The sequence below is a fragment of the Niastella sp. OAS944 genome (assembly GCA_024809215.1).
Lineage (GTDB): Bacteria > Bacteroidota > Bacteroidia > Chitinophagales > Chitinophagaceae > Niastella.
In genome coordinates this window covers 339,636-352,415 of the sequence record JANUBW010000002.1, presented here as the reverse complement: position 1 = coordinate 352,415, position 12,780 = coordinate 339,636, and the positions used below count along the sequence as shown (strand labels likewise).

At 43.6% G+C, this 12,780-nt stretch carries 11 protein-coding genes; 8 read left to right on the top strand and 3 right to left on the bottom strand.

Features of this window, described 5'->3' with window-relative positions:
* The first annotated feature begins 4 nt into the window (after nucleotides 1-4).
* The 6 genes from GGD38_RS12045 (at nucleotide 5) to GGD38_RS12020 (ending at nucleotide 5,724) form a co-directional block, all read left to right on the top strand.
* Nucleotides 5-1,972 carry a RagB/SusD family nutrient uptake outer membrane protein gene (locus tag GGD38_RS12045; protein ID WP_375300602.1) on the top strand — a complete coding sequence of 656 codons (1,968 nt, stop codon included), beginning with the start codon at nucleotides 5-7 and terminating at the stop codon, nucleotides 1,970-1,972.
* Between the two features lie 330 nt (nucleotides 1,973-2,302).
* Nucleotides 2,303-2,647 (top strand): hypothetical protein, encoded by a 345-nt coding sequence (locus tag GGD38_RS12040; protein WP_375300603.1) that lies wholly within the window; start codon nucleotides 2,303-2,305, stop codon nucleotides 2,645-2,647.
* A gap of 196 nt (nucleotides 2,648-2,843) precedes the next feature.
* Nucleotides 2,844-3,095, top strand: a complete 252-nt coding sequence (locus tag GGD38_RS12035; RefSeq protein ID WP_375300604.1) for a hypothetical protein — start codon at nucleotides 2,844-2,846, stop codon at nucleotides 3,093-3,095.
* Between the two features lie 166 nt (nucleotides 3,096-3,261).
* The gene (locus tag GGD38_RS12030) at nucleotides 3,262-3,810 is read left to right on the top strand and encodes a hypothetical protein (protein WP_375300605.1); all 549 of its coding nucleotides are present in this window, start codon (nucleotides 3,262-3,264) and stop codon (nucleotides 3,808-3,810) included.
* A 236-nt stretch (nucleotides 3,811-4,046) separates the two neighbouring features.
* Nucleotides 4,047-4,673, top strand: a complete 627-nt coding sequence (locus GGD38_RS12025; protein WP_375300606.1) for a hypothetical protein — start codon at nucleotides 4,047-4,049, stop codon at nucleotides 4,671-4,673.
* Between the two features lie 37 nt (nucleotides 4,674-4,710).
* The gene (locus GGD38_RS12020; protein ID WP_375300607.1) at nucleotides 4,711-5,724 is read left to right on the top strand and encodes an SMP-30/gluconolactonase/LRE family protein; all 1,014 of its coding nucleotides are present in this window, start codon (nucleotides 4,711-4,713) and stop codon (nucleotides 5,722-5,724) included.
* 152 nt (nucleotides 5,725-5,876) lie between these two features.
* On the opposite strand, the gene GGD38_RS12015 is transcribed toward GGD38_RS12020, so the two are convergent.
* Nucleotides 5,877-6,434, bottom strand: coding sequence for an HD domain-containing protein (locus GGD38_RS12015; RefSeq protein WP_375300608.1), 558 nt, complete (start codon nucleotides 6,432-6,434; stop codon nucleotides 5,877-5,879).
* 117 nt (nucleotides 6,435-6,551) lie between these two features.
* On the opposite strand from GGD38_RS12015, the gene GGD38_RS12010 reads away from it, so the two are divergent.
* Both GGD38_RS12010 and GGD38_RS12005 read left to right on the top strand, forming a co-directional pair.
* Nucleotides 6,552-7,022, top strand: coding sequence for a DinB family protein (locus tag GGD38_RS12010; protein WP_375300609.1), 471 nt, complete (start codon nucleotides 6,552-6,554; stop codon nucleotides 7,020-7,022).
* Nucleotides 7,023-7,380: 358 nt separating this feature from the next.
* Nucleotides 7,381-9,186 (top strand): 7TM diverse intracellular signaling domain-containing protein, encoded by a 1,806-nt coding sequence (locus tag GGD38_RS12005; protein ID WP_375300610.1) that lies wholly within the window; start codon nucleotides 7,381-7,383, stop codon nucleotides 9,184-9,186.
* 208 nt (nucleotides 9,187-9,394) lie between these two features.
* Here GGD38_RS12005 and GGD38_RS12000 read toward each other — a convergent pair whose 3' ends face one another.
* A complete protein-coding gene (locus GGD38_RS12000; RefSeq protein ID WP_375300611.1) occupies nucleotides 9,395-10,111 on the bottom strand; it encodes a TIGR00297 family protein in 717 nt (238 codons plus the stop codon).
* A 138-nt stretch (nucleotides 10,112-10,249) separates the two neighbouring features.
* Nucleotides 10,250-12,532, bottom strand: coding sequence for a glycoside hydrolase family 3 N-terminal domain-containing protein (locus tag GGD38_RS11995; protein WP_375300612.1), 2,283 nt, complete (start codon nucleotides 12,530-12,532; stop codon nucleotides 10,250-10,252).
* Nucleotides 12,533-12,780: the final 248 nt, after the last annotated feature.

The window sequence follows — 12,780 nt, the reverse complement described above, 5'->3', positions numbered from 1 at the left end:
ACATATGAATTTGTCCAAAATATTGATACCTGCCAGTGCTATAGCCCTGTTGCTAACGGCAGGGGCCTGTAAAAGATCATTTCTCGATGAAGAGCTTATCACTTCAAGAAGTACCCAGGATTATGAAACACAAGTAGGGTTAGATGGACTGGCTACCGGTATGTACCAAAGTCTTCGGTTTCATTTTAACTATGAGTGGGCTTACGCCAGCACCAACTATGGTGTTGATGAATTTACCGTAGGTGGCGACCCTGTAATGGAAATGTGGAATTCATACGGCCAGAACCTGAACTCCACAACTACAGATGTAAGAACAGTTTGGGATAACATGTATGGCGCTATCAACTCGGCAAACATCCTTATTGAGAATGTGCCAAAGTTTTATGCCGAAGGGCCTAACAAGAACGTTCGTTTAGGTGAAGGCTATTTTATGCGGGCGTTTAATTATTTCAAGCTCGTAAATCAGTATGGCGGAGTGCCATTGAAATTGAAGCAGTCTGAAAGTGTTGAGTTCGAATATACCCGCGCCAGCGTGCAGGAAGTGTATGATCAAATTATAAGTGATATGAAACAGGCTTATGACCTGTTGCCTACTACAGTTGCGCAACGGGGCCGCATCACCAAATGGGCCGCTGCCCATTACCTGGCCAAAATTTACCTGTTCCGCGCCAGCGAAGTGAACAGCAGCTGGAACAGCGCTACCAAAGCCGCTGACCTCGACAATGTGATCAAATACGGCAATGAGGTGATCACAAGCAGCGGTCATAAACTGGCTACTAATTTCAAGGACCTTTGGGAATACACCGGGCCCGATGGAGCCAATGAAACAAACGCCGAGATCATTTTGAGTGCCCAGTTCAGCAATAACACAACTACTCAGGGCCGTTATGGCAACCAGATGCATTTATACTACCTCAGTATTTATCAAACCCTGCCGGGCATGGTGCGCGATATTCCCGGTGGCCGCGAGTTTCAACGGCTGCGTTCAACCGACTATGCCATGGATGTGTATGACCGGGTAAATGATTCACGTTTCTGGAAAAGTTTTAAGACACGATACCTGTGCAATAATCCGAAAGGTGCGCCTATATGGGATACAGCCTTTGCACCGCCGGGCGAGATAGGTAAACAGAAGTTCGCCGGTGGCGATACCTCTATCCTGTATATTGTAAACGACGCAGGTGATAACAGGTATACGGTAGATACACTTAAGCGCCGCAGGCCACATATGTTCGTACGTTATTTTGTTGGTCAAACGCAGGACTATCTGAGCAATCATGGAAATTACACAGGGAGCCGTTTTGTTGGCTTATCGAAGTTTGCCGATGGCTCAAGAGCCGACGTTGCCAACCAGTTTGGCCGCCGCGATGGTATACTGGCCCGTTTGGCCGATACCTATTTGATGGTTGCTGAAGCGTATGGCCGTAAAGGACAGTATACCGATGCGCTGCCCTTTATAAATGCCGTGCGCGACCGGGCTGCTTATAAAGCCGGCGAAGACCGCAGCGCTTATGTTGACGGTGGGGTATCATACAAGAACAACACGGCTGCCAATACCGCGGCATTTGTGTCGTATAGCGACAAGAACACCTATTACGAATCGAATAATAATATGGCGGTAACAACAGCCAGCACACTTGCCAGTATGCACCTCAACAGCGCGGCAGATATATTAAACTCTACCCGCGACTTTTATAACGTGCTGGAGGTTGGAAGCGATGCAGATAAATTCCTGAACTTCATCCTGAATGAACGTTCACGTGAATTGATGGGTGAGATGTTTCGCTGGGAAGACCTGACCCGCACCAGAACGCTGGTTAAGCGTTGTAATGTTTTCAATGCTGCAGCAAAACCCCAGGCCAATAAAGATTACCTGCGCCCGCTGCCGCAAACCTTCCTGGAAACTATTAAAACCGCTGGAAGGCCTTTAACCGCAGAAGAAAGAACCGCCATGCAGAATGCTGGCTGGTAAAAGTTTATACGTTTAAGCTCTGATTTAAGCAAGGTGAGTTGTTTGCCAGTCGGCAGACGGCCCACCTTTTTTATTGCTGATTTCGGGATTTTGAGATGTTGAGATTTCATTTAATGCAGGCCCTCCGATACATCGCTAAATCCCTAAATATCCAAATCCCGCAATTGCATAATCGCTAATTTTCTTACTCTCCTTCGTGGTTATTCGAAGTAACCCTACTACAGTCTAAAACATAATGTAATACATACGTTTTTTTTCAATGTCTGGTATTGTTTTTGCTCCCAAGAAGCCATACTTTGCAGAAAGTATAAAATTTCTAATCCATTACCAATGAAAATGAATGTCCCTATTGCCATTTGCATAATGGCTGTTTTCGCGTCGTGCACTGCCGGCTACCAGGTACAAAAAAGTGTATGGACAGTACAGGAGGTGCAACAATGGTACAATAAAGACACAGCCAAAGCTAACACCAACAGCATTCTTTACCGCGGGTCCGACACTCAGCAACATTTTTTCTTAAGTCAGTTTGTTGACAAATGGGTATTCCTTACCGTCAAGAAAAATGAACTGGCTATCCCTGAAGAAAAGCCTTACAAAGTTGATTCAGTTGTAAAGCTGGGCTACTATTATGTTGACCCCAACAATCATTTCGTAAAAATCCGGGACTTTAACTAATTGGGCGGAGCAGGCCGGGTAAATATACGTTTACCAGCCCTGTCTGTATCCTCCGTATTATTCCACATAGGCACAAATCAATTCCAAAGGACAGGAAAATGGTTTTGTCCTATGTGGTTTAAAAAAATATAAGCGGAACCATTGCATTTGTTATACCTAATAATTAAATTTCAACATTAATCTAAAATCCAGTACCATGTGGAAATCACTTGCCAACACCCAACGGGTTATCCAAGGAGATAAGATCCGTTTCAACACTTCTCGTCGCGATCTCAGCACCGACACATTATTCCAGGTTGTAAAAGCAGATGAACATTACTTTGAAGTATGCCCCATTTCTCAGGAATGTGATGTCTTACAAGAGTTTGCCCGGAAAATTGTACGTTACTTCGATATCGGATATTACGTTCAAATTGAGATTTGGAATGAAGAGCCTGCCATAGCGTAGGAAATTTATGCACCGGTAAAATAATGTATGAATTAAATAAATAACATATCTTAGCCTCCTCGTAAACAGCTGACTTTCGGTTATACTTACCCAACCCCTGTTAACAATCCCGTATAAAAGTCCGGCCCGTAGCACTATTTGTTTATAACCAAATAAAAGAGTGTTTATGCTGGACAATCTATTTAACCTCGTTAAGCAGCAGGCCGGGGATGCCATCATCAACAATCCTGCAATTCCCAATCAAAAGAACGATGAAGCCGTACAGGCTGCAGGCAGTTCCATTGTGGATACGCTTAAGAATGCACTGGCGGGCGGTCAAATTACTGATGTAATGCATTTATTTGCCAATGGCCAGGCTACTGCAGACCAACCCGTGGTACAGCAGGCTACAGGCAATTTTATGGAAAAACTCCAAACACAGTTCGGGCTCAATGGCAGCCAGGCGGCTGGTGTTGCCAATAACCTCATCCCGAACGTAATGAACCAGTTTGCGCAAAAAACGGCAAATCCCGCCGACAACAGCTTCGACGTACAACAGATCTTCAATCAACTTAGCGGTGGTAAAACATCGGGCATGAACATCCAGAGCCTGATAAACAAACTTAAAGGCGGGCTCGACAAAGACGGAGACGGCGATGTTGACCTCCAGGACCTGAAATCCCTGTTTGCGGGCGGCGGGTCGGTTGTTGACAAGTTAAAAGGTTTCCTGGGCTAACCAGACCCATCCCAATGCGCACTATCTCCATCTTTCAATAATTATTCATTGATCATAATGCCGGCATCGTAATTATGCCGGCTTTTATTTTTTATCTTCATAGGGTTGTATTATATTAGTAGCACAGCGGCTATTTCACTGCCGATTGATCATACACATTGCTCTGTTGCCCAGCTCTGGCAAGACTTTTTTATTACACTATTTATTGTATCGTCCCAACTAAACGGCATTCAAACATGCGCGAAAAAACAGCGTTGAAAGATCAATGGTTGAAAGATATTGTACCTGAACAAAAAACGGGGCAATCTTCTTTTACCCATAGCCTGCTTGAATGCCGCAACAATACCCATGCAAAGGAATGTTACACCATTGCTTCAACCCGCTTACGTAATGTAAACAAATGGAATGATTTTGCCGGTAAACCAACGGCTACCTTTCAATTGTTTGATGAAAGCGGCAATGCAGTGAACAGGACTGTGCAAAAAGGCGATTACCTGCGAATAAATATTCCCGGTCCCGATAACCCCGAAGGTGATGGCGCCGATTGGGTACAGGTACAACAGGTAGGCGAAATGCTTAACGATGAGCGCCAACTTACATTCATTACAGTAAGGGCTTCCTCCAATCCATTAGTGAAGGATACAACACCTTCACATTTTTTCGACCGGCCGGCTACATCAACGTTCCTCATTTATAGAACACAACTAACCATTATGGCTGCTGTGTTTGGCAGGAACGAACATAGCAATCGGAGTAGCTCAAATTTATTAACAAGGATAAGGAACTGGTTTGTATATATAGGCGCCCAATTGGGTTTAGCCAACCTGCAATGGAAGGCATTAACACTTGGCTTATTAAAATAGAACTGCTTAATATTTTTTTTCAACTAAATGCTGCTGTATGATCCGTTTTATCTTATTGTTCTCTTGTTGTATTGGTCTGTACACTACTGCCTGCAAAAAAATGATCTGTGGCGAAGGACCTATGGACAGGCTTACTACCATTTTTAAAGACGATACTTTTCAACTGACCGGGGTGGCTGTTTCGCCGCAGGGCCGTGTGTTCACGAATTATTCATTGGGACCATCTGTTTATAAAGATGAAATCATAGACGCAGACGGGCGGGTTAGTGCACAGGCAATATATGCCGATGAAAATAATTATTTATGGGTAGTTGATCCCGCTTCTCTAAAAATGGAAAATAGTCATAAACTGGTGAAAATAAATCTGGCCACCAATGCCATTGAGCGTACTTATTTTTTTGAAGGTGTGGCTGGGGCAATAAGTTATGTTAGCGATGTGCGGGTTGATAACAAACTGCAGGTTGCCTATCTTACCAATTCGGGTGAAGGCGGTATTATAATAGTGGACCTGGCTACAGGAAAAGCGAAACAGGTATTACAGGATCATTACTCAACTAAATCTGATCCTGAGTATAACCTGATGATCGACGGGCATGAATTGATGAAGAACGGTGTGCCGGTAAAAATACATTCAGATGGTATTGCGTTAACGCCCGATGGCGACTGGCTGTATTACAAACCCCTTACCGACGATAAACTGTATCGCATTCGAACCGGGCATTTACGTAGCGATACTATGAGCAACACCACATTGGGCGAAAAAGTGGAAGATCTGGGGCATTTTTTCCCTACCGATGGAATGATCTTCGATGCAAAAGGCAATTTATACCTGGGCGATGTGCGTACAAACTCTATTAAACGAATATCGCCCGATCTAAAAGTGCTCAACCTCATTACGGACGAACGGCTTATTTGGCCCGGCAGCTATTCCATTACAGAAGATGGTTATTTATACATCAGCTGTTCGCAAATGCATAAACAATCCGAATATAATAATGGCGTTAACAAACGCACTACACCGTATGCTATTTACAAACTAAAAGTGTTTTGACGTTGTTATAATTAAAAGCCCTATTTAATGGTTGAGTTTATTTCAATATTTGTGATAATAGGGGTTATTGCTTTTATAATTGTTGCCATTGTTTTAAGGAGAAAAGGGCAGGACTTTGGAGAAAGGGACCAGAAATAAAAGCTGCTTGCAGCTTAGGCCAGGTATTTTTTATAATCTTCTATTTTTTGCATCAACCGGTTAGCCAGGTATTCATTGCCATCTTTCAGGTGGAGGTGAATGGTTTTGGCTTCTTCGAGATAACTCAGTTTTTTCTGATTGTCCCAATAATAGGGTGGGGCATACAAATTACAAATACGGTCGGCCAGTTTAACCGCCCAAACTTCTTTGTGTTGCGCTTTTATGCGGGTAAGGCTATCGATCATTTGCTGGTCTTTGGGTTTGTTCTTGTCTTTTGTAAGGGCCAGAACACCGGCGGTTACCTGTTCGCCATACAATTGTTTTAACTCTTCAATAGTCAGTGTGGTATCTTCAATAGAATCGTGGAGCAATGCACAGCTTACGGCCAGTTCGCCATTGAAGTTTTCGGTGTGGGCGCATGCGTTCAGGATCTCAAATACAACGCTGCCGATGTGATTGATGTATTCAATTTTTTCGTCCTTGTGCTGCCCGCCATAGGTTTGTCCGCTGTGGAGTACAGTTACTTTTTGCCACATCTGCTGCAGCCTGTCGATGCTGAGGGTACTATTCATTTTATTAATTTATATAATGTAAATATGTTAGCAATTTAATCAGGTGAAATAGATTACGGCCTTCTTTTTTTCGTAATTTTTCTGAATAATAATGCTCAGCAACCAAAAATCAATACTATGAACCTTCCTCAGCAAATAGCCACCAATTTCAGAACGGTATACTTTGGTAAAAACTGGACAGATGTGAACCTGAAAGATTCGTTGGCCGGGGTTGACTGGGAACTGGCCACCACCCAGATCTATTCATGCAATACCATTGCAGTGCTTATATACCATATGAACTATTATGTAAGCAATGTATTGAAGGTGCTGCGTGGACAATCGCTTGAAGCAAGTGATAAATATGCTTTTGATTGCCCACCCGTAAAAAACCAGCAAGATTGGGAGAATTTACAGAAACAGGTGTTTGCCGATGCCGAAGCGCTTGCCGCTGAAATTGAAAAACTACCTGAAAGTAAATTATGGGAAATTTTCGAGAATGAGAAATATGGTAACTATTACCGCAATATTCATGGAATAGTAGAGCATAATCATTATCATCTGGGGCAGATAGTGTTGTTAAAAAAGATAATAGGTCAACTGGAATAGGATTTCTGATTTCTGATTTCGGGATTTTGAGATTTGGAGATTTCACGGACAAAATTCCAAATCTCAAATCACAAGATCCAAATAATAAATTCCAAATCTCAAATCACAAGATCCAAATAACAAATTCCAAATTTCAAATCACAAGAACCAAAGAAGAAAACACAAATCCCAAAACCGGTTAGATGACTTAATTGGTGTTTTGTATTTTTTATTTGGATCTTGGTGCTTGATTCTTGGAGTTTCCCGCCGCAGGCGGGCAATTTATTGATGTTTGGGATTTGACTTTTTGTATTATTTTTTTTGGATCTTGGGATTTGTGATTTGAGATTTGGATATTTTTGACGGATAACCCAAAACCTTGAAAAAGTTTCCCGTACTGCTTGTAGTGCTGTTATCGTACTTTACTGCTTTTGCCCAACCTGTTTATACCTTAAGTGACAGTGCAGCTGTTAAAATTAAAAGCTATGCCTTGTTGCCAGATGGGGGTTATAGCTTTAACAGGATACTTACTGATTCATCATTACCTTTTATCGTAAGCGATTCGTTACGGCCGGCACAGTATAATAAATACTGGCTAAAACTGGTTATTGCCAATCCATTTAAAGAAGCTATTCCTTATAGTTTACAGATAAGCCCATCGCTCAATAATGTACTTTATTATTACGATGCCAATGCCCGCAACTGGGTGAATAGCGAGGCGGGTATACTTAATATTGAGGCACAAAGCCGAATTAATAATACAGGTATGAATTGTATTATGCAGGCGCAAACCACCAATACGTTTTATGTACTTGTAGATGTAAAAGCAATTGAAAAGGCCGGTTATGCGCTGGAGCCCGATGTGCGCCTTGAAAAAGGAGTGGTGGCCGAAGAACAGGAAAGGACCATCCGCATCACCTGGATAACTTCCCTTACCGTGCTATTGCTGTTTTTCCTGAACAATGTATATGTATGGGTAAGTTTTAAAGACAAAACGGTTCTTTCATACCTTACTGCGCAATTGGGCGGAATGGTGTTTATAACTGCGTATAAATATATTTTTCCCGTTCTATTCCATTGCCCTGTTTATACCATCGACGTGTGGCCAAACGGAACAATGACCTCTTATAGCCTGAACGATGTTTTGCTGCACCTGAGCATTTTGGTTGTAATGTACAGTATGGTGCAATTCTGCCGTTCGTACCTTAATACCCGGCAATTGCTGCCCCGGCTCGATGCCCTGCTTAAATTCAGTTTATATACGTACCTGCCATTGAGCTTTGTATTTATTGTCATAAATACCTTATTTGTTTGTACAGAAACTTATTACTGGTTGGTTGATAATATATTTTCAGGTGTTTTATTTGCTGCCATTATGTATACAGGGTGGGTGGGGTACAGACGCAAACTGCCGGCATCACGCGTTTTTTTGCTGGCCAATATTGTATCAATCGGGTTTATGCTGGCCCTGCCGGTGTATCATTTGTTGGCCAACTTCAATAATGTACATTATTCGGTGGTGAAATCGTTGCTGCCCGACCTCATCATTATTACCCAAACCTTTGGTTTTTCGGTAGCACTGGTGGCCCGTACCCGGGCCATACAACGCGAGCTGGCTGCAAAAGAAGAAGAAGCCAGGCAATTGGAAACCGACCTTCGGGAAATAGCTTTGCGCCATGCAGAAATTGACCAGGAAAACCAGAAGATCACAAATGAAATAGCACAGGAGAAAACCCGCAATGGGCAATTACAGGAAAAACTCGAAGCCAATCAACGCGAACTGGCCTCTTCTACTTTGTATATGGTGCAGAAGAATGAATTGCTTACCCGGTTAAAGGCGCAGATAAAAGAATTGAATAATTTAAACCCCGACCATAAAAAACAGGAGTTGCAGCATATTGAATCAACCCTGCAAAAGAGTATGTACCTCGATGCCGATTGGGCAAAGTTCAAGCTGCATTTTGAGCAGGTGCATCCGCATTTCTTTGCCGACCTGCAATCGCAACATCCAACACTTACCAGGAATGAGATCAGGCTATGCGCCTATTTCCACATTAATTTATCTACAAAAGAAATAGCCTCACTGCTCAACATCGATCCCGCCAGCGTACGCCGTGCTAAAACCCGTTTGTATAAAAAAATGGGTGTCAATAATCCTAATAAAGTGGGGGAAGAGGAAGAATAGGCCTTTAAATTACGGAATTAACAAACTTGTCTACACTTTGTCTATGGTCCTTTTCATGATTTAGGAAAGGAAAAAGGTTGCTTTGCAGCCTGAGTTTTTTACTACCTGAATTAGCCATGAACAACAGGTATTGTGGTATGTGATGAAATAACCAACTTTTTTCATCAGGGTACATAAGGGTCGTCCGTTCACCTTCCGGGCGGCCTTTTTATTGTATGATGTAGTAACCAGCCATTGCCACCAATGCCCCAATAAGCGTATTTAAAAAATTTACCTGGTCGTTCTTTAACCAGTCTTTGCGTTCAAGGGAAGCACCAAGAACTGAGTCGGCCATATTGCCAATAAAACCCGCCAGCACCATCCAAAATGCAAGTGGGCTGTAGCCATAGGCGATCACAAAGATCAATGCGATCAATGCGCTGCCGGCAATACCCCATAAAGTGCCTTCAAGGCTTATTACGCCGTCGAGGCCACACTTGTCTTTTTTAAAGGTGAGAATATTATAGAACGATTTGCCATATACGCTGCCCATTTCCGAGGAGAGCGTATCGGCGCTGGCTGAGGCCAGGGAACCCGCAATGGCCATTTGCCATAACGAGGCTTGTTGTGGATACAACCAGGCGAGCAAACCCGCTATTGCGGCTACGCCGCCATTGGCCAGTACCTGCCAGGCATTCCGTTGCCCTTTGTTGTTTTCTGCTATGCCCAGTTGTTCTTTTCTGTTACGGCCAAAAGCAGTTGCTGCCGAACCGGCCACAAAAAAAGCGCCCAGCATAACAATACCGGTAATGCCTGCTCCTTTGTACAGCAGGCCTGCTAAGATGCCGCCTGTAAGGGCGCCAGCCACCGTTAATTTGCGAAAAACAATACTGGCAGTAACTATGGCGCAAATAAAAACCAGAACGATCCAGTCCATTGTATGCATCGGGGCAAATATCGTAAAACGGCAAATCCCGACAAAGTCGGGACAGGCTGTGAAACGTGAAAGGGAACGCCTAATTTCGTGGCTCGCGCCTTTTTCGGCAGTCGGCAATCATAAATGGCAAATACACCCAGACTGCTTTTAAAAAATAAGTGTTTTGGTGATCGTGAAAGATTGCTTCAGGTTACCCACCTCAATGGTGAACGTGCCGGCTTCCAGGTGTTTTTTCAGGTCTACGCCTGTAAAGGCCAGGTCCTTTAAAACTAAATGAAACTTTATCGTTTGTGATTCGCCGGCCTGCAATTCCACCTTTTCAAAGGCCCGTAAGCGTTTTACATCGGGTGTTAATGAAGCAACCAAATCAGATACAAAAAGCTGCACCACTTCTTTACCTGTTTTGCTGCCTGTATTGGTAACTTTTATTGTAATGGTTGCCACGGCCGCCGGGTCATAGCTGCTTTTATCTATTGTGAGCTCACTATATGCGAAGCTGGTATACGATAACCCAAACCCAAATGGGTATTGCGGCGCTGTGGCTCCGCCTTGCGGATTGCCACTGCCCTCTGAAGGTTTATGAATATAACCGGCCAGGTCATTGGCATAGCGCGGATAGGTGATAGGTAATTTACCACTTGGGTTAACCGTGCCGGTAAGCACATCAGCCAATGCATCGGCGCCAAAATTACCTGGTAAGTAAATATCAACAATAGCCGCTGTGCCGGGTTCTATTTGACTGATGATCCGCGGCCGCCCTTCATTCAGGATATAGATCACAGGCTTACCTGTTTTTATTAAAGCATTGGCCAGCGCCGTTTGATTGGCCGATAAGCTGAGGTCATTTGTATTGCCCGGTGTTTCGGTATAACTGTTCTCCCCAATGCACAATAGAACGTAATCTGCATTGGCTGCTGCCTGTACGGCCGCTTCAATATTTACAATGGAATCTTCAAAATACTGCCCCTTCATTTTATACGCAACTCCTTGTTCATACACCACATTTGCTGCACCCAGTTTCTTTTGCAGGGCTTCAAGTATGGTATTGTATTTTGCGGCATACTCATCGGTCTTTTCACCCTGCCATGAGTAGGTCCACCCGCCGTTAAGAGTGCGCATACTGTTGGCGTTGGGACCGGTTACCAATACTTTTGCATTGGCTTTTAAAGGCAATGTATTGTTGTTATTTTTTAAAAGAGTAATAGATTCTGCTGCGGTGTTGTAAGCCGCCTGTTCAAATTCGGCACTGCCAAATTTGGGGTAATCTTTTAACCAGGTTACCGGTGTTTCAAAAATACCAGCTTCATGTTTTACGCGAAGTATTCTTCTTACCGCATCATCAATTCTGGTTTGTGGTACCACGCCTTCTTTTACCAGTGCAATAAGATCGGTGCAAAATGATTTATAATCATAAGGGATCATCGACATATCGATGCCGGCATTGATGGCCAGCCCTATGGCTTCTTTGATACTATTGGTCATTTTATCGCGGCGGTATACGTTCTCAATATCCTGCCAGTCGGTAACGATGAAACCGGTAAAGTTGAGTTCTTTTTTTAAGATGTCGGTAAGGATGTGTTTATTGATATGGGTGGGAATGCCATTGATAAGGGCTGAATTTACCATCACATTCCTGGCGTTTGCCTGAATGGCTTTTGTAAATGGCGGCAGGTGATATTCGCGTAAATAATGTTCGGGTATCCAGGCGTCGGACCTGTCCTTACCAGATTTAGGGTCGCTGTAAGCCATATAGTGTTTAAGGCTTACGATCAGTTTTTCTTTATGGCCCAGGGGTTGTTGTACGGCGTTTATAAACTGGTTGCCAAGTTCTGAGATCAGGTAAGGGTCTTCGCCATAACCCTCCCACATGCGCGGCCATAGGGGATTGGTGCCAAGGTCTAACACGGGCGAGAAGGTCCATGGTACGCCGGCCGCCCTTGATTCATAAGCGGTGATCTCACCACAGGTATGTACCAGCTTACGGTTCCAGGTAGCCGCCTGGCCTATTTGTTGAGGAAACAGGGTAGAACCGCCTACATAGTTTACTCCGTGAATATCATCGAGACCGTATAGAACGGGGATCTTTAATTTGGTTTGTTTGGCTGCTTCCTGAATTTCGGCTATGATGCGGTTCCAGTCGGCAGCGGTTTGCAGGCCAGGTGTGTTTAGAATAGAGCCGATCTTGTAGTTCACTACGGCATCTTTCATTTTATCGGAAAAGGAGAATACATTGTTGTTGGTGGCACCCAACGATTCAATAGATACCTGCGCCATTTGGCCAACCTTTTCTTCAAGGCTCATTTGTTTTAACAGGGCATCAACTTTCTTTTCAATAGCGGCATCAATTCTTTGCTGCGCCTTTGTTTCACAAACAGGCAAAAGAAACAGCACCATGCTGTAAGCAAGGCCGTTAAACCAGGACATTTTCATATAGCTTTATTTAGGCGGTTGCAAGCTATTGATAATTGCAGTAACCTGCATGGCTAACTGTTTGAGAAATGTTTTTCTGCAAAGATTTGCATAGTAAAGGCAAAAAGAATACAGCCCCAAAACCCGAAACTAACGTCCTGGCAACACTGGCTGCCGCATTTTCCATGGTTGCGCGGTTATAGATTCCAGAAAGGCTATAAGATCGGGAATTGCTAAAATGCAAAAATGGTCCCTTTTTGAAGGACCAT